The following is a 16,989-nucleotide window of genomic DNA, read 5'->3' as shown; positions in this document are numbered from 1 at the left end:
CGGGCGAAGCGGCGTCCCCCTGAGTGGCTGCGTTTACTGCGGTTGGTGACGGTGCACCGTCACCAACCGCAACCAACGTAGCCGGCGAGCATCGTCAGCTGATGCGCTCCAGCACGATGTCGCGCGGCGTGAAGTCACCGCTGTTCGCCGAGATCTCGTAGCCGCCCTCGAGCGCAGCGACGGCGCGGTCGAAGCGCTCCGGAGTGTCGGTGTGGAGCGTGAGCAGCGGCTGGCCCGCCGTGACGTGGTCGCCCGGCTTCGCGTGCATCTCGATACCGGCGCCCGCCTGCACCGGGTCCTCCTTGCGCGCACGCCCGGCGCCGAGGCGCCACGCGCTGATGCCGACGGCGAGGGCGTCGAGCTTCGTCAGCACACCGGACGACGGCGCGGTGATGACGTGCGTTTCCTTCGCGGTGGGCAGCGTCGCCTCGGGGTCACCGCCCTGAGCGCCGAGCATCGCGCGCCACTTCGTCATGGCCCGGCCGTCGGTGAGCGCCTTGCGCACCGCGTCCTCGTCCTGTGGGCGACCGGCCGCCGCGAGCATCTCGACAGCGAGCGCCACGGTGAGGTCGACGACATCCTTGGGGCCGCCACCGGCGAGCACCTCGACCGACTCGCGCACCTCCAGGGCGTTGCCTGCGGTGAGGCCGAGCGGCGTCGACATGTCGGTGAGCAGCGCGACGGTGTTGACGCCCGCGTCCGTGCCGAGGCCCACCATGGTGCGCGCAAGCTCGCGCGCGTTCTCCTCGTTCTTCATGAAGGCACCGGAGCCGACCTTGACGTCGAGCACGAGCGCACCTGTGCCCTCGGCGATCTTCTTGCTCATGATCGAGCTGGCGATGAGCGGGATCGCCTCCACCGTGCCGGTGACGTCGCGCAGCGCGTAGAGCTTCTTGTCGGCCGGCGCGAGGCCGTCACCGGCTGCGCAGACGACGGCGCCGACGCGCTCGAGCTGACGCATCATCTCGGCGTTCGTCAGGGAGGCCCGCCACCCGGCGATGGACTCCATCTTGTCGAGCGTGCCGCCGGTGTGGCCGAGGCCGCGGCCCGAGAGCTGCGGGACGGCGACGTCGAAGACCGCGACGAGCGGCGCCAGCGGCAACGTGATCTTGTCACCGACGCCGCCGGTGGAGTGCTTGTCGGCCGTCGGCACGGGCAGCGACGAGAAGTCCATGCGCTCACCGGAGGCGATCATCGCCTTCGTCCAGCGGGCGATCTCCTCGCGCGACATGCCGTTGAGCAGGATCGCCATCGCCATGGCGGCCATCTGCTCGTCGGCGACCGCACCACGCGTGTAGGCGTCGATCATCCAGTCGATCTCGTCGTTCGAGAGGGTTCCGGAGTCACGCTTGGTGCGGATGAGGTCGACGGCGTCGAACGCTTCGTGCGTGGAGTTCGCGGGGGTCATGAATCACCTTTCAGGGTCGCTGCTGCGGTGGCGACGGCACCCAGGTTGGGGGCGCCGAACGCGTGGGGAAGGAGGTCGGTGAGCGGCAGCGGCGGCCCACCGTCCATCTCGATGAGCATGTCGGGGCTCGCGTGCTCGAAGAGCAGCTGACGGCATCGGCCGCACGGCGTGATGGGCGTGCCGTTGCCGTCGACGCACGAGAGGGCGACGAGCAGTTCGCGCTCCGCTTCGTGGTCGAGCACCGGGCCGTCACCGCGGGACTCGCCCGTGCCGTAGAGCGACGAGACGAGCCCGCACTCGGCGCACAGGACGACGCCGTAGGCGGCGTTCTCGACGTTGCAGCCGGTGAGGATGCGCCCGCGCGTCGTGAGCGCGGCCACGCCGACCGGGAACCGGGAGTACGGCACGTAAGCCCTCGCGCAGACGGCGACGGCCTCGCCGCGCAGGAGCTCCCAGTCCACCGAGGGACGGGGGCTCTGCCCGGTCGAGGCCGTCGCGGAAGCGTTGTCGCTCACCCTGCTTCGCCCTTGCGGTAGATGGCGCCGTCAGCAGCCGGCATCCGCAGGTGTTGGCTGGCGAACGCCATGACGAGGAGTGTGACGACGTACGGCGCTGTGGCCGTGAGGTTCGGATCGATCGTGTTCGATCCGAAGTACCACATGAGCACGAGCACACCGGCGACGGCGAGGATGACGGCGTGGAGCACGCGCTTCTTGACCGCCATCCACACGGCACCGACGAGGACGCCCGCACCCACGAGGAGCAGCAGCGCGTGCACCTGGTCGCCACCGCGCAGCTGGAGCGCCTGGGTGTAACCGAAGAGCAGTGCGCCGAGGGCGGTACCGATCGGCATCCAGTTACCGAAAATCATCGCGGCAAGACCGATGTAGCCGCGGCCACCCGTCTGGCCCTGCTGGAACCCGTCGGAGGCGACCATCGCGAGGAAGCCACCACCGAGACCGGCGAGACCACCGGAGACGACGACGGCGATCGTCTTGTAGAGGTACACGTTGACGCCGAGGGTCTCGGCCGCCTGCGGCGCCTCACCACAGCTGCGCAGACGCAGACCGAACGAGGTCTTCCACAGGACGAAGATCGTGCCGATGACGAGGCCGATGGCGAGCAGCGTGAGCAGCGAGACGTCCTTCGTCAGACCGGCGAGGATGCCGGCGACATCGGAGACGAGGAACCAGTGGTTCTTCTCGATGTCGACGAGAGCGCTCGACCCGGGAAGGGTGACGCTCGCGACGTCGGGCAGGCTCGGGCTCTGGGTGGGGCCACCGCCGGGCAGTTCGGAGAAGAAGCGCTCGGCGAGGAACTTCGTCAGGCCCGCACCGAGCAGGTTGATGGCCACACCGGAGACGATGTGGTCGACGCCGAAGAACACGGTGGCGATGGCGTGGAGCAGGCCGAAGAGCATGCCGCCGAGGATGCCGCCGAGCACGCCGGCCCACGGGCCGTAGTGGTAGGCCGCGAAGGCAGCGCTCCACGAGCCCATGATCATCATGCCCTCGAGACCGATGTTGACCACACCGGCCCGCTCGGACCACAGACCACCGAGACCGGCGAGGGCCAGCGGCACAGCGGCCACGAGGGCCGCAGAGATGGCGTTCGAGGAGTCGATGTCGTTGACGCCGGTGGCGACGCGAAGGATCGACAGGCCGAGAACGACGGCGACGAGCGCGAGCGGAAGGAGCGCCTTGCGCGGCAGCCCGAGCGTCCGCTTCGGCTGGGTTGCGGTAGCAGCGACGGTGCTCATGCGGTGGCTCCTGCGGTCTTGCCTGCGGCGAGTTCGGCGGCGACACGTCGAGCCTCGATGCGCTTGTCCCAACGACGCACGAGTTCGTACGCGATGACGACGGCGAGCACCATGACGCCCTGGATGATGTTGACGAGCGAGGCGTTGACGCCCGCGTTGATCTGCAGTGCGTTCGACTGACCGTTGAGGTAGGCCCACAGCAGCGCGCCGAAGCCGATGCCGATCGGGTGGTTACGGCCGATGAGCGCGACGGCGATGCCGGCGAAGCCGAGGCCCGTCTGGCTGTTGGAGCCGTAGTTGAAGTCCTGACCGAACAGCTGCGGCATACCCACGAGGCCCGCAACGGCGCCCGAGAGCAGCATCGCGGTGATCGTCATCTTCTTGACGCTCACACCGGAGGCGACGGCGGCCGACTCGGACGAGCCCGTCGCGCGCAGGTCGAAGCCGAAGCGCGTGTGGTTGATGACGTACCAGTAGGCGATGCCGACGAGCACGGCCAGGATCGTCAGACCGAAGATCTGGCCCGTGGCGGTCTGCGCGAGCGCCGGAACGTGCGAGCTCTCCGGGATGTTCTTCGTGTTCGTCGCGTTCGAGCCCTCCTGCTTGTCGGCGACCTTGAACAGCAGCCAGGAGACGACGCCGGTGGCGATCGAGTTGAGCATGATCGAGCTGATGACCTCGGAGACGCCGCGCGTCACCTTGAGCACCGCGATGATGCCGGCCCAGGCGGCACCGACGAGCATCGCGAGCACGAGGGCACCGATGACGTTGAGGAAGCCGGGCAGCCAGCCCTGACCGGCGAAGAGCGCGGCCGCGAAGGCAGCGACGCGGTACTGGCCGTCGACGCCGATGTTGAACAGGTTCATCCGGAAGCCGATGGCCACGGCGATACCGGAGAGGTAGAGGACGGCGGCGTCGTTGACGATGGCCTCGGCGACGCCCTGCATCGGCGTCGACAGGAAGACCTGCCAGACCGGCCCGACGGCGTTGCCGAGGGCGAGCAGGACGATCGAGGTCAGAACGACCGCGATCGCGATGGCGAGCAACGGCGCAGCGACAGCCACGCCGATCCTTCGGAGCGTGGAGTTCATCGTGCAGCTTCCTCCTGCGCATCGACGGTGGTGGCGTTCTCGGGCGTGTTGGCGCCCGTCATGGCGGCACCGAGCTGCTCGGCGGTGACGGTCTTCGGGTCGAACTCACCCGAGAGCTTGCCGCGCAGGATGACGCGGATCGTGTCGGACAGACCGATGAGCTCGTCGAGGTCCGCGGAGATGAGGAGCACGGCGAGACCCTCGCGGCGGGCGTCCTTGATGTGGTCCCAGATCGCCGACTGGGCGCCGACGTCGACACCACGGGTGGGGTGGGCGGCGACGAGCACGCGCGGGGCGTGCGACATCTCGCGGCCGAAGATGAGCTTCTGCTGGTTACCACCCGAGAGCGAACCGGCGGTGACGTTGATGCTCGGCGTACGCACGTCGTAGGCCTCGACGATGCGCTGCGTGTCGTCCTTCGCGGCCTTGGGCGTGAGACGCCAGCCCTTGCTCGCCGGCTCCTGACGCTGGTGGCCGAGCATGCGGTTCTCCCACAGCGGCGCGCCGAGAAGCAGGGCGTGGCGGTGACGGTCCTCGGGGATGTAGCCGATGCCGTTCTCACGGATGCGACGCGTGGGCCACGCAGTGATGTCGTCGTTCTCGACGACGACGGTGCCGGCGTCCGCGCGGCGCATGCCGAGGATCGTCTCGACGAGCTCGGCCTGGCCGTTGCCCTCGACACCTGCAATACCGAGCACCTCACCGGCGTGGATCGTGAGGTCGAGGTCGGACAGCAGCGCGGGGCCACCGGCCGGATCGGCGAGCGTGACGTCGGTGATCTGCATGACGACGCGGTCGGTGACCGTCGACTCCTGCGTCTCGGGCGTCGGCAGCTGCGAACCGACCATGAGCTCGGCGAGCTGTTTGCTCGTCACCGACGAGCTCTTGACGCGGTCGATCGTCGTACCGCGGCGGATGACGGTGATGTCGTCGGCGACGCCGCGCACCTCGTCGAGCTTGTGCGAGATGAACAGGACGGTGAGGCCCTCGGACTTCATCTCCTTGAGGTTGCCGAAGAGTTCGTCGACCTCCTGCGGCACGAGCACGGCCGTGGGCTCGTCGAGGATGAGGATCTTGGCGCCGCGGTAGAGAACCTTGAGGATCTCCACGCGCTGGCGGGCGCCGACGCCGAGGTCGGCGACCATCATCTCGGGGCGCACGCCGAGGCCGTAGGCGTCGGAGATGCGCTTGATCTCGTCACGGGCCTTGGAGCCGATGCCGTGCAGCTTCTCGGCGCCGAGGACGACGTTCTCGAGCACCGTGAGGTTGTCGGCCAGCATGAAGTGCTGGAACACCATGCCGACGCCGGCCTTGATGGCGTCCTTCGGCGAGGAGAAGGAGACCTCGTCGCCGTTGATGCGGATCGTGCCTTCGTCCGGCTTCTGCACGCCGTAAAGGATCTTCATGAGCGTCGACTTACCGGCACCGTTCTCGCCGACGATGGCGTGGATCGTGCCGCGCTCGACCTGCAGGTGCAGGTCCTTGTTGGCGACGACGCCGGGGAATCGCTTCGTGATGCCGTCGAGGTCGACGGCGAGGGCCCCGCTCGGGGGCGCCGTCACATCGGCGACGGCGATGCCGCTCACGCCGGTGGGCGCTTCGGGGGTGTCGGTGGTGTCGATGACGCACACTCCTGGTCAAACCGTCAAGGTCCGGCACGCAGGATACCCGCATGCCGGACCTTGAGCCGGTGTGGAACTACTTGGACGGGGTCGGGGAAACCTTGACCTTGCCGTCGACGATCTCCTTCTTGGCGTCGTCGACAGCCTTCTTCGCCTCGGCCGACAGGTGGTTGCCCGTCGTGGCCAGCGAGACGCCGTCCTCCTTGAGGCCGAACTCCTTGTTGCCGCCGGAGAACTTGTCGTCCTTGACGGAGTTGACGAAGTCCTCGACCGTGCCGGAGCAGTTCTTCATGGCGGAGGTGAGCACCGAGCCGGCGACGGACTTGTCGGCCGTCAGGGCCTGGTCGGAGTCGACACCGATGGCCCACTTGCCCGCGGAGTGCGCGGCCTGGATGACGCCGTCACCCGACTTGCCGGCAGCGGCGTAGACGACGTCGGCGCCCTTCTGGAACATCGAGTTGGCCGAGGCCTTGCCCTTGTCCGGAGCAGCGAAGCCGCTGAAGTCACCGGCCGGCGTGAGGTACGTCTTGTCGATCTTGATCTTCGGGTTGGCGTGCTTGGCGCCCGCGAAGTAACCGGCTTCGAACTTCTGGATCAGCGGAACGTTGACGCCACCGACGAAGCCGATGTGGCCCGTCTTGCTCATCTTCGCGGCGGCGACGCCGGCGAGGTAGGACGCCTCGTGCTCCTTGAAGGTGATCTGCTCGACGTTCGTGCCCTTGGAGTCGGGCGACGCGTCGTCGATGATGGCGAACTTCACGTTCGGGTACTTCTTGGCGACGGTGCCGATGGACTTGGCGTAGACGAAGCCGACCGCGACGATCGCCTTGTTGCCCGACGCAGCGAGCTGGCTGAGACGGTTCTCGCGAGCCTGGTCGTTCTCACCCTCGCCGGCCTCGGCGGTCGTGATCTTGAGGTTCGGGATCTTCTTCTTCGCCGCTTCCATACCCGCGTACGAGGCGTCGTTGAAGGAGTGGTCACCACGACCGCCCACGTCGAAGGCGATGGCGGCCTTGAACTCGGAACCCGAGGAACCGTTGCCGGAACCGCCGGCGGACTTGTCGTTCGAACCACAGGCGGCGAGGCCGGCCGTCATAGCGACGGCGGCAGCGATGGAAACAACCCGCTTCACGGGGCACTCCTTGGGTTAAGCGGCGCGAGGGCCGTCGAGCAGATCGGGCGTCGCAGTCACGACTGCCAACCCACCAAGCGTACCCGCGAGTCACAGGGACAATAAGGGCGGATGACGAGTGGTGACCTAACCGTTATCCACCGCCCGGATTCCTTCGTGTGATAAGTGCTCAGCGACGCACCGGAAGAGGTGGGTCGGCCACGATGAGCAGCGGCGCGGAAGCGTGCGGAACTCCGTCGTCCGACCCCTCCCCCGCAATCGGCCGCCCGGCCTCGAGGTCGTCGCGATGGATGGCAGCGCCCACGCGCTCGTCGAGAACCTCGACGAGCGGCTCGACGAGCGGCTCGGGAATGCGCCACAACCCGCGCAGGCGCAGGACGACGCCGGGCGCTTCGGGGGCCAGATCCGCGAGGCAGTCCGCGAGCGCGTCCCAGTTGTGCCCGAAGTGATCGGGAAGGCCGAGCTGTTGGGCGAGGGTGCGCATCAGCCCCTTCTTGTCGACGACGCCGTTCAACGTCACCTCGGCGAACGCCCACCCGGAGTCGGCGCAGATCGTTCGCAGTTCGTCGGCCGTCGGGCCCACGAGACCGCGCGGCACCCAGCCGCCACGCCCCGCCGTCACGAGGTCTCGCACCGCTGCGGTCGTCATCGCACGACCCTCCTGAACGTCTCGTAATGATCGTCCGTGTAATACATCGTGCCGTCCTTGCCCGTGACGATCCTGCGCGCCCCGCGGTCGGACGAGCCCGGGGTGCTCACCGTGTACTCGTGATACCAGCCGGACGCCTGGCGCGGAAGGATCCGTTCGCGATTGCCGAAGACGACGCCGTCACGGCGGTAGGGGTAGGGCCCACCGTCGTCGATGAGCGCCACCGTTTCTCGAGCCTGACGCGGCAGTTGCGACAGACGCACGGTGGCGAGGCCGTCCTCCCCACCCCTCGCCTGCGACGACGAGGGTGAAGAACTCGAGCCGTCCGACCCGCCCGAGGCGGAAGTGTCGCTGCCGTAGCTCTGCGCTGTGAACGGCGAGGGCGCGGGCCCGGACGATCGGCCGTCATCCGAGCCACGCGAGAGCAACGCGATGGCGGCAATGAGGGCAAGCAGCAACAACGCGATGGTCGCGATGCGCTGACCGAGCCCTGCCTGTGGCAGTTTCGGGCGACTCAGCGCCACCATCTCCTCGTGTCGTCGAACGAGCGGATCAGCACCGGCTCAGAACACATCCTGCGGGACGTACTTGCCCCAGACCTCGCGCAGAGCATCGCTGACCTCACCACCCGTGGCGCCGGCAACGTGGGCGTCACGCATGGGCCACAGGACGTTGTCGTTGCCCTGCGCGGCCTTCTGCATCTGCTCGAGGGCTGCGTCGACGACGCTCTGGTCACGGTTCTTGCGCAGCTGCGCAAGCCGCTCGCACTGCTCGGCCTCGATGGCCGGGTCGACGCGAAGGGGCTCGTAGGGCTCCTCCTCGTCGAGCTGGTAGCGGTTGACGCCGACGACGACGCGCTCGCCGTGGTCGATCTGCAGCGCCACGTCGTAGGCGCTCTTCTCGATCTCGGTCTTCTGGAAGCCCTCTTCGATGGCCTTGACGGCGCCGCCCTTGTCCTCGACGGCCTGGATGAGCGCGAGCGCCTCCTCCTCGAGGTCGTTCGTCATCGACTCGACGACGTAACTGCCTGCGAACGGGTCGACGGTCTTCGTCACGTCGGTCTCGAACGCAAGGATCTGCTGGGTGCGCAGGGCGAGGCGGGCCGCCTTGGCCGTGGGCAGAGCGATGGCCTCGTCGTAGGAGTTGGTGTGCAGGCTCTGCGTACCGCCGAGCACGGCGCCGAGGCCCTGCAGCGCGACGCGCACGAGGTTGACCTCGGGCTGCTGCGCGGTGAGCTGCACGCCTGCCGTTTGGGTGTGGAAGCGCAGCATCTGCGACTTCGGGTTCTTCGAACCGAACTCCTCGCGCATGATGCGCGCCCACAGGCGCCTGGCCGCGCGGAACTTGGCGACCTCCTCGAGCAGCGTCGTGCGGGCGACGAAGAAGAACGACAGGCGCGGGGCGAAGTCGTCGACGTCGAGGCCGGCCGCGAGCGCGGCGCGCACGTACTCCTTGGCGTTGGCCAGGGTGAAGGCGATCTCCTGCGCGGGCGTCGCTCCCGCCTCGGCCATGTGGTAGCCCGAGATGGAGATCGTGTTCCAGCGCGGAATCTCCTTGTGGCAGTACTCGAAGATGTTCGAGATGAGGCGCAGGGATTCGGCCGGCGGGTAGATGTACGTGCCGCGCGCGATGTACTCCTTGAGCACGTCGTTCTGGATCGTTCCGGTGAGCTTGGCTCCCGGGATGCCCTGACGTTCTGCGGCGAGCTGGTACATGAGCAGCAGGCTCGAGGCGGGCGCGTTGATCGTCATCGAGGTGGAGACCTCGTCGAGCGGCAGGCCGTCGAAGAGAACGAGCATATCGTCAAGCGAGTCGATGGCGACGCCGACCTTGCCGACCTCACCGTGCGCGAGGGCGGCGTCCGAGTCGTAGCCCATCTGGGTCGGCAGGTCGAAGGCGACGGAGAGGCCGCCGGTGCCGTTGGCGACGAGCTCGTGGTAGCGCTGGTTGCTCTCCCGGGCGGTGCCGAAGCCGGCGTACTGGCGCATCGTCCAGGGGCGACCGGTGTACATCGAGGGGTACACGCCGCGGGTGAACGGGTACTCCCCCGGATTGCCGAGTCGTTCGTCGGCGTTGAACCCCGAAAGATCGTTCGCCGTGTACACGGGCTTGAGCCCGAGCCCCGACTCCGTCATCCGACTGCGATCCGTTGCGCCACTCATAGCCGCACCTTATCCGGCGGACCGGGCGCGAGGGTGCCGAAGCGATTGGCCCTGTGGAAGGTTCAGCCGCGGCGGGCTCGCGTGCGCAGGGCTTCGTTGAGATCACGCACGAGGCCCGGCCCCTTGTAGATGAAGCCGCTGTAGACCTGGAGCAGGTCGGCACCGGAGTCCATGAGCGCGAGACCGTCGTCGGCGGACATGATGCCGCCGACCCCGATGATGGGCAGCTGAGTGCGGCTCGCGAGGAACCCGACGACCTCGCGGGCGCGACGCGTCAGCGGGGCGCCCGAGAGACCGCCGGCCTCGGACGCAAGGGTGAGGTCGGCGCGGGCGAGGCCGTCACGCGCGAGCGTCGTGTTCGTGGCGATGAGGCCGGAGACACCCGAGCCGTGGGCCACCTCGAGCACGTCCTCGAGGGCGTCCTCGGTGAGGTCGGGGGCGATCTTGACGAAGACGGGCGTGGGACGCGCGCCGCGTTCGGCCGCGAGGTTGCGCTCGCGTGCGGTGATCGACTGGAGCAGTTCGAGAAGCGGCGCCTTGTCCTGCAGGGTCCGCAGGCCGGGCGTGTTGGGGCTGGAGACATTGACGGCGAAGTAGTCGGCCAGGCCGCTGAGACGCCCGAGCGACGTGAGGTAGTCGCGTGTGGCTTCCTCGACGGGCGTCGTCTTCGTCTTGCCGAGGCTGACGCCGACGGGAATGGAGAGGTTGCCGCTCGACCGTGCGCGACGCAGTGTGGCCGCGAGCGCCTGGGAGCCGTCGTTGTTGAACCCCATGCGGTTGATGAGGCCGTGACTGGCCTTGAGGCGGAACAGGCGCGGCTGCGGGTTGCCTGGTTGCGCCTCGGCGGTGACGGTGCCGACCTCGACGTGGCCGAAGCCCAGCGCGCCCCAGGAGGTGACGGCGACGCCGTCCTTGTCGACGCCGGCGGCGAGGCCGACGCGGCCCGGGAAGCGGATCCCCGCGATCGTCACGGCGTCGTCGGGTGCGCCGAGGGCTGCTCCGACGACGTCGGCGATGAGCCCGGCGGCGGGCAGCGAACCGAACTGCGCCATCGCCTGGAGGGTCGCGTGGTGTGCGGCCTCGGCGTCTCCCCCGCCGATGCGGAACAGGGCCGGGCGCATGGCGCGCTCGTACCCGTGGGTGAGGGTCGCTCGGCGGACGGCGTCGAGATCGAAGTTCATACGTTCATTGTCCCCGAACGGCCGCGTGTGGCTCCACTCGGTGGATCAGGTGAGGTCTTCGCGGCCCGTCAGTTTGAGCTGTTCGACGACCTGCTTGACGTCCTGCGCCCGCTCGCGGGTGGTGACGAGCACGGCGTCGACGGTGTCGACGACGACGACGTCCTCGAGGCCCATGGCGACGACGGTTCGACCGGAGCGTGGAGCCACGACGCCCGTCGCGTCCTGCATGACGACGAGTTCGCTCTCACCGAGCACCTTGACGCCGGGCGCATCCGCCGATTCGACGAGCAGCGACGCGAGGGACGCGAAGTCGCCGACATCGTCCCAGGAGAAATCTCCCGGAACGGTGGCAACGCGACCGTCGACGGCGGCGGGCTCGGCGATGGCGTTGTCGATGGCGATCTTCGTCAGGCGCGGCCACAGCTCGGCGAGACGGAAGGGGTTGGCGGCGATGATCCGCAGGTACTCGGCCAGGCGGGGCTGGTAATCCTCGATCATCTGCATGAGCGTTGCGGCCTTGACGACGAACATGCCGGCGTTCCAGGAGTACTCGCCGACGGCGACGTACGCCTGCGCCGTGGGGCCGTCGGGCTTCTCGACGAAGGCCTTGACGATCGTCGCGTCGGGGGCGCCTTCGATGCGCAGGTTCGCGCCCGCCCGGATGTAGCCAAATCCGGTGGACGGGTAGGTGGGCTTGATGGCGACGGTGACGAGGTAGTCGTGGCGCGCCACCTCGACGGCTTGGCGCACGGTGGCCTCGAAGATGTCGGTGCCGCCGACGACCTGGTCGGCGGCGAACGAGCCGAGAACCGCGTCGGGGTCGCGCTGGGCGAGGATGGCCGCGGCGAGCCCGATGGCGGGCATCGATTCGCGCGGGCTGGGCTCGACGAGCAGGTCGTCGTCACCGAGTTCGCTGAGTTGCTCGCGCACGGCCTCGGCGTGCGCCGCACCGGTCACGATGAGCAGGTTGTTGCCGCACAGCGGCTTGAGGCGGTCGACCGTGCCCTGAAGGAGCGAGCGACCCGAGCCCGTGAGGTCGTGCAGGAACTTGGGCGAGTTGGCCCGCGAGAGGGGCCACAGGCGCGTGCCGGATCCCCCGGCAGGAATGACGCCCCAGAAACCTGGAATCGGACCGTGCTGCGCTTCGTGCATGGGCCTAACGGTAATGGACTCGGCATAGAACCCCGCTTCAGGCCTACCGATGAGCTCAGGCGGGTTCACGTGCCGATCACCTTCCGGTGCGCTCATCGTTCATCCCTTCGCCAAGCACGCGCCACGTCACAGGGCTGTCATGAGCATGTGCGCATCGCCATCGTGACCGAGTCGTTCCTTCCCACCCTCAACGGCGTCACCACGAGTGTCTGCCGGGTGCTCGACTGCCTCGCTGCTCAGGGTGGCCACGAGGTGCTCGTCGTGTGCCCCGGCCCTGCGCCGTCGAACTATCTCGGGTTCGCCGTGAAGACGGTGCCGAGCGTCACCGTCCGCGCGTTCCGCGTGGGCTTGCCGACGAAGCAACTCGAGCAGATCCTGCTGCAGTTCGCACCTGATGTCGTTCACGCCGCCTCGCCGTTCGGGCTCGGCGCCCGCGCGCTCGCCGCTGCACGCAACCTCGCGATCCCGAGTGTGGCGATCTACCAGACGGACATGCCGAGCTACGTCGCCCAGCACGGTGGCGTGCTGGGCGACTTCGCGCACCGCACGTCGTGGCGCTGGGTGCGTCACCTCCACTCGTTGGCGGATCTGACGCTCGCGCCGAGCAGCGCAGCCACTGCCGAGTTGGCAGAACACGGCGTACCGCGCGTTGCCCTGTGGGGTCGCGGGGTCGACACGACGCAGTTCGACGCCACGCTCAAGACCGACCCCCAGGTGCTCGCCCTGCGTGAACGACTCGCGCCCAACGGCGAGGTGATCGTGGGTTACGTGGGTCGACTCGCACCGGAGAAGGAACTGCACCGTCTCGAGGAGATCGCCGGCCTGCCGGGTATCAGCATCGCGATCGTCGGTGAGGGCCCGGATCGCGACGACCTCGAACGGCTCCTGCCGAACGCACACTTCCTCGGCCGCCAGGAGGGTGCGACGTTGGCGCGCAGCTACGCGAGCTTCGACGTCTTCGTCCACACCGGCACGAAGGAAACCTTCGGTCAGACGCTGCAGGAGGCGATGGCGAGCGGGCTGCCCGTCGTGGCGCCAGCGGCCGGCGGGCCGCTCGACATCGTCAAGCCCGGCGTGACCGGCCTGCTCTTCGACCCGAGCACGCCCGGCGCGCTGCGCCGCAGCGTCGGCTCGCTCGTCGCCGACGAGGCGATGCGCGAGCGCATGGGCGCCTCCGCAGTCCGCAAGATGGCCGACCGCTCCTGGGCTGGCATGACGAACAAGCTGCTCGACTACTACGGCCACGTCACCCGCCCCGCGTGGGCCCGCGCGGCCTGACCTCGCGCCGAGTTTCCGCTGCCCCACCACCGACGCCGAAGGGCGCGACGAGACGTGTCGCCTCGCGCGCCCTTCGGCAGTCATGGAGTCGGGCGTCAGGCGTCCGGCTCGCCGTCCTCGAACAGGATGCCTGCGAAGATGACGGCCGAGTTCTCGGGCGTCATCAGGTCGTCGGCGTGCGGGTCACGAATCTGCTTGTCGCTGGCCATGGGTTCCTCCTTGGCTGTCGGCTTTCGCGGTCGCGAAGGCGCTGAATCGGGCGGATCGAGCCGGCCCACGGGGCGGGCCCGACGCTGAAAGCAACGTATCGAGGTCCGCGGCGAGAATGCATCGGCACACCAACTGTCACCACCCCGAACGACCTACCGGGCAGAGAGAGCGCCAACCCGCTCGCCGATCACCGGCCGCTCGGGCGCGAATCACACGCCGGTAGGCGCGGCAGCTGTTGCGGGCACACCCCACCCGCCGGGGATGTCCTCCACGAGGTGCCAGTGGGGCCGGTGATGGTAGGAACGGCCGCCGTTCGTGGCACGGCTGAACAGCCAGGGCGTCACGACTTCTCGACCAGGATGCAGAGCGTCACCGATGTAGCCGCCCCAGTAAGAGAACGTCGAGTTCGTGATGAGCAGACGGGGAGCGTGAACGATCGCGCGCAGGTCCTGCTGGACGTCACCACCGCCGGCCGTGGTGGGGGCGATGTCCGCCAAGGCACTCAGGTGCGTGGAGCACCAGTCGACATCGTCCGACACGAAGACGAAGCGATCAGGGGCACCGAAGCGCTCGATGGATTCCGTCACCGCCTTCAGGACGTAGCTCCTCGTGTCCATACCGAACTCTCGGCGATGAGCTTCGACCGAGAAGTAGTCACCGCGCCGCACGTTGACGACGAAGTCCCCCGCAGACAGACCCCGCGGCCGGGCGTCGAGACCCGATCCGGGCATCAGGTGGTCGCGGATGTAGGGGGCCAGTGCATCGTCGTCGAAGTGCGGAGGTTGGGTCTTCGGTGCGGGCCACCAGGGCGTCACGCGCTGGTCCGTGAACCGCACGTCCTTCTCACCGATGAAGTACGCGTCGCGCAATGCAGGGAAGAGATCGAGCGCGGGACGACGCGATTCGTGCAGGAGTACGTGCCGGTCCTCCCCCGCAGCCGGCCCCTTGGACGCCCACAGCCCGACGAACAGCAGGTTTCCCAGATTCATCCAGTCCGGCACCCAGGCCACGGGGCGCCCCCTCCGAACGGTCTTGAGCGCTTTGGCCCGGATGCGGTCTCGCATGTGGCAACCCCCACAATCATGTCGGCGACGTCCTGACCGCGCTGCTATCTTGGACGTAGTACCCAAATACGTTGCGGCGCAAGAAGATACGTTAGACGAAACACTCGATCACCTAAAGTTGACCGGCGCGCACTAGCCCGCTTCGTCCTTCACGCCGCCGCTCGCCAGACGAACTAGACTGGTCGGCCTGCACCCCAGCCGCTCACACCCAGTGGAGCACCGACCGTTTGGAGCCCCGATGCACTTCGACTCCCGATGGAAAGGGGCCTTCGGAATCGGCCGGTACGCCCATGAAACGAGATCTCGGTTCGCCCAGCCGGTCGAGGACATGAGCGCACCGGGGGACCCCGTCAGCGCTACCGGAATCGCGGCCTGGGAAGCGCGGACCGCGTGCTCCGGCCTGCGACGCAGAAACGAGTTCCTGCTGTCACCGAGCTTCACCCCGTCCGTTTCCTGGCGGGGGCCTCAGGCTGTGACCGTTCACGACCTCATTCACCTGGACATCGCCGAAGAATCCAGCAGCGCCAAGAGGGCGTACTACGAGTCCATCGTGAAGCCGACTGTGCGCCGCAACGCTGTCACCTTCACCGTTTCGCACTTCTCCAAGGAGCGGCTCGTGGAGTGGAGCGGTGTTGACCCTGAACGCGTAGTGGTGACCGGGAACGCCGTCGCGGACGCCTTCAGCAGGAAGGGTCCTACACACTCAGCCGGGCACCCCTACGTCCTCTACGTGCGCAACTCGAAGCCCCACAAGAATTCGCCCCGGCTTGTCGAGGCCCTCGCACGCATGCAAGAGCGGGACGTTCACCTGTACCTCAGCGGGGAGGCCGACGAAGCCACGGTGCGCGCAGCCGTCGCGTTCGGCGTCACTGATCGTGTGCTGTTCACCGGACGTATCCAGGACGAGGAACTGGCGTCCTACTACCGTGGCGCTCTAGTGGCGGTCTTGCCGTCCCTCTACGAGGGGTTCGGGATTCCTGCCATCGAAGCGATGGCCTGTGGCACCGCGGTGGTGGCGTCGGAGACTACCTCGCTCCCCGAGGTAGTGGGCGACGCGGGGCTCCTCGTTGACCCGTTGGACCCCGAAGCAATTGCTGCCGCCCTCGACAAGGTGGTCCGCGACAAGAGCCTTCACCACCGCTTGGTGAGCGCTGGCCTCGAACGGTCGAAGAAGTTCTCCTGGGACGACATCACCCGGCGAATCGAGACTGCGCTCGCGCAGGCTCGGTAGTTACCCGACGTCCTACTAGGACGGCCGATCGTCTGATGGGTCGAGCAAACGTGGTTGCGGCACCTCGCCGTCGCGCACCCATGCCACATGGGCCGCAACGCGCCCCACGCGATTGACCAGTTCTCGAACCAGTGCGCGTGGCGCCGGAAGCTCGCCTCGTCGTGCCAGAGCGATGTGCTCAGGGACGAACAGTGCGAGCTCACGCATCAGATTCCGCAACGGCAGACGCTCAGCGAAGTCTTCTGGGAATCGGTACCAGACGAGGAGTTCAGCCATGGCCGACCGATACATCTTCCGCAGCTGATCCCGCGCGTTTTCCGTCTCGCGGAAGTACAGGAGCATCCCCGGCGCCGAACCTACGCACGCGCCGCTTCTCGCGGCACGGTAGCTGAATTCGATGTCGTCCATTCCGTACGCGGGTAGCGCTTCGTCGAAACCTCCGCATCCGAAGTACGTACGGCGTGTGACACCGAAGTTGCACCCTCGGATGGCCAGGCCCAGCTGACTCGGATAGGTGCCCGTAGCACTGACGAATGCTGAATCTTCCCTGAAGGGGTCATCCAAGCGACGGGTCGGACCTCCCACCAGATCGAACGACTGAAGACCGTCGAAGGCGCCTTGGAGCCAGTTCGGGCCGACAACATCGTCGCAGTCGCAGAAGGCGATCAGCCGACCGCGGCTGGCGATGACTCCGAGGTTACGCGCGCCGGGAAGCCCGCGCCGCGCTCCGGAGTCAACCACCCTTAGCGGAGCGGGGAAACCCTCGGTGCGCGCTTCGACCAGCGAACGAGTGCGGTCCGTGGAGCCGTTGTCCGACACCACGACTTCCCACGCGAAATCGACTACCTGCTGCGCCAGAGCGTCCAACTGCGCCTCGATCGTTGCGGCACCGTTGTAGACGCACATGACGACAGTGAGTTCCACGGGAACCTCGTGCGAACTGTGGGACACAGTTTCCTCCAAGATCAGTCCTCAGCCCTACATCGAGGCACGTGAGCGCTATTTGCCTTCGTCGGCGCCACAGGGAAAGAAGTCGGCCCTGCGCCCACC

General features: G+C 67.8%; 15 protein-coding genes. 2 read left to right on the top strand and 13 right to left on the bottom strand.

Going from position 1 to position 16,989, the window contains the following annotated elements; translation table 11 throughout:
* Nucleotides 1-94: 94 nt before the first annotated feature.
* The 11 genes from H7F30_RS07600 to H7F30_RS07550 all read right to left on the bottom strand — a co-directional run bounded on the left by H7F30_RS07600 (nt 95) and on the right by H7F30_RS07550 (nt 12,156).
* Nucleotides 95-1,408 (bottom strand): thymidine phosphorylase, encoded by a 1,314-nt coding sequence (locus tag H7F30_RS07600; RefSeq protein WP_187034333.1) that lies wholly within the window; start codon nt 1,406-1,408, stop codon nt 95-97.
* Complete coding sequence (locus H7F30_RS07595; RefSeq protein ID WP_255464704.1) at nt 1,405-1,923, bottom strand: cytidine deaminase; 519 nt, start codon at nt 1,921-1,923, stop codon at nt 1,405-1,407. The genes H7F30_RS07600 and H7F30_RS07595 overlap by 4 nt, the downstream gene beginning before the upstream one ends.
* The gene (locus H7F30_RS07590; protein ID WP_187034331.1) at nt 1,920-3,167 is read right to left on the bottom strand and encodes an ABC transporter permease; all 1,248 of its coding nucleotides are present in this window, start codon (nt 3,165-3,167) and stop codon (nt 1,920-1,922) included. The genes H7F30_RS07595 and H7F30_RS07590 overlap by 4 nt, the downstream gene beginning before the upstream one ends.
* Nucleotides 3,164-4,258 (bottom strand): ABC transporter permease, encoded by a 1,095-nt coding sequence (locus tag H7F30_RS07585; RefSeq protein ID WP_047311850.1) that lies wholly within the window; start codon nt 4,256-4,258, stop codon nt 3,164-3,166. The genes H7F30_RS07590 and H7F30_RS07585 overlap by 4 nt, the downstream gene beginning before the upstream one ends.
* Nucleotides 4,255-5,889, bottom strand: coding sequence for an ABC transporter ATP-binding protein (locus tag H7F30_RS07580; protein ID WP_187034329.1), 1,635 nt, complete (start codon nt 5,887-5,889; stop codon nt 4,255-4,257). The genes H7F30_RS07585 and H7F30_RS07580 overlap by 4 nt, the downstream gene beginning before the upstream one ends.
* A 67-nt stretch (nt 5,890-5,956) precedes the next feature.
* Nucleotides 5,957-7,012 carry a BMP family protein gene (locus tag H7F30_RS07575; RefSeq protein ID WP_187034327.1) on the bottom strand — a complete coding sequence of 352 codons (1,056 nt, stop codon included), beginning with the start codon at nt 7,010-7,012 and terminating at the stop codon, nt 5,957-5,959.
* Between the two features lie 169 nt (nt 7,013-7,181).
* On the bottom strand, nt 7,182-7,661 hold the full coding sequence (locus H7F30_RS07570; RefSeq protein ID WP_052947017.1) for a barstar family protein: 480 nt from the start codon (nt 7,659-7,661) through the stop codon (nt 7,182-7,184).
* Entirely contained in the window at nt 7,658-8,185 is a 528-nt protein-coding gene (locus H7F30_RS07565; RefSeq protein WP_240730152.1) for a ribonuclease domain-containing protein, read from the bottom strand. The genes H7F30_RS07570 and H7F30_RS07565 overlap by 4 nt, the downstream gene beginning before the upstream one ends.
* Before the next feature lie 39 nt (nt 8,186-8,224).
* Nucleotides 8,225-9,823: a methylmalonyl-CoA mutase gene (locus H7F30_RS07560; protein WP_187034325.1), complete on the bottom strand. Its 1,599-nt coding sequence runs from the start codon at nt 9,821-9,823 to the stop codon at nt 8,225-8,227.
* 62 nt (nt 9,824-9,885) lie between these two features.
* Entirely contained in the window at nt 9,886-11,004 is a 1,119-nt protein-coding gene (locus tag H7F30_RS07555; protein ID WP_129664632.1) for a quinone-dependent dihydroorotate dehydrogenase, read from the bottom strand.
* A 45-nt stretch (nt 11,005-11,049) separates the two neighbouring features.
* On the bottom strand, nt 11,050-12,156 hold the full coding sequence (locus H7F30_RS07550) for a mannose-1-phosphate guanylyltransferase (protein ID WP_129664634.1): 1,107 nt from the start codon (nt 12,154-12,156) through the stop codon (nt 11,050-11,052).
* Between the two features lie 147 nt (nt 12,157-12,303).
* On the opposite strand from H7F30_RS07550, the gene H7F30_RS07545 reads away from it, so the two are divergent.
* Nucleotides 12,304-13,434: a glycosyltransferase family 1 protein gene (locus tag H7F30_RS07545; RefSeq protein ID WP_187034323.1), complete on the top strand. Its 1,131-nt coding sequence runs from the start codon at nt 12,304-12,306 to the stop codon at nt 13,432-13,434.
* A gap of 419 nt (nt 13,435-13,853) precedes the next feature.
* Here the strand turns inward: H7F30_RS07545 and H7F30_RS07540 are convergent, their stop codons facing one another.
* Nucleotides 13,854-14,708, bottom strand: coding sequence for an alpha-1,2-fucosyltransferase (locus H7F30_RS07540; RefSeq protein ID WP_187034321.1), 855 nt, complete (start codon nt 14,706-14,708; stop codon nt 13,854-13,856).
* A 238-nt stretch (nt 14,709-14,946) separates the two neighbouring features.
* Here H7F30_RS07540 and H7F30_RS07535 point away from each other — a divergent pair, with 238 nt between their 5' ends.
* Nucleotides 14,947-15,939 (top strand): glycosyltransferase family 1 protein, encoded by a 993-nt coding sequence (locus tag H7F30_RS07535; RefSeq protein WP_187034319.1) that lies wholly within the window; start codon nt 14,947-14,949, stop codon nt 15,937-15,939.
* Between the two features lie 15 nt (nt 15,940-15,954).
* Here the strand turns inward: H7F30_RS07535 and H7F30_RS07530 are convergent, their stop codons facing one another.
* A complete protein-coding gene (locus H7F30_RS07530; RefSeq protein ID WP_047311842.1) occupies nt 15,955-16,863 on the bottom strand; it encodes a glycosyltransferase family 2 protein in 909 nt (302 codons plus the stop codon).
* Nucleotides 16,864-16,989: the final 126 nt, after the last annotated feature.

Source organism: Dermacoccus sp. PAMC28757, assembly GCF_014302635.1.
Taxonomy (GTDB): domain Bacteria; phylum Actinomycetota; class Actinomycetes; order Actinomycetales; family Dermatophilaceae; genus Dermacoccus; species Dermacoccus abyssi.
The sequence above is the reverse complement of the archived record's forward strand: the minus strand, read 5'-3'. Positions and strand labels throughout refer to the sequence as shown.

Bases quoted from the DNA above. Each gene is read 5' to 3' on its own strand.
- H7F30_RS07585 (WP_047311850.1), bottom strand. From the start codon at position 4,258: ATGAACTCCACGCTCCGAAGGATCGGCGTGGCTGTCGCTGCGCCGTTG.
- H7F30_RS07555 (WP_129664632.1), bottom strand. From the start codon at position 11,004: ATGAACTTCGATCTCGACGCCGTCCGCCGAGCGACCCTCACCCACGGG.
- H7F30_RS07540 (WP_187034321.1), bottom strand. From the start codon at position 14,708: ATGCGAGACCGCATCCGGGCCAAAGCGCTCAAGACCGTTCGGAGGGGG.
- H7F30_RS07570 (WP_052947017.1), bottom strand. From the start codon at position 7,661: ATGACGACCGCAGCGGTGCGAGACCTCGTGACGGCGGGGCGTGGCGGC.
- H7F30_RS07550 (WP_129664634.1), bottom strand. From the start codon at position 12,156: ATGCACGAAGCGCAGCACGGTCCGATTCCAGGTTTCTGGGGCGTCATT.
- H7F30_RS07590 (WP_187034331.1), bottom strand. From the start codon at position 3,167: ATGAGCACCGTCGCTGCTACCGCAACCCAGCCGAAGCGGACGCTCGGG.
- H7F30_RS07600 (WP_187034333.1), bottom strand. From the start codon at position 1,408: ATGACCCCCGCGAACTCCACGCACGAAGCGTTCGACGCCGTCGACCTC.
- H7F30_RS07560 (WP_187034325.1), bottom strand. From the start codon at position 9,823: ATGAGTGGCGCAACGGATCGCAGTCGGATGACGGAGTCGGGGCTCGGG.
- H7F30_RS07535 (WP_187034319.1), top strand. From the start codon at position 14,947: ATGCACTTCGACTCCCGATGGAAAGGGGCCTTCGGAATCGGCCGGTAC.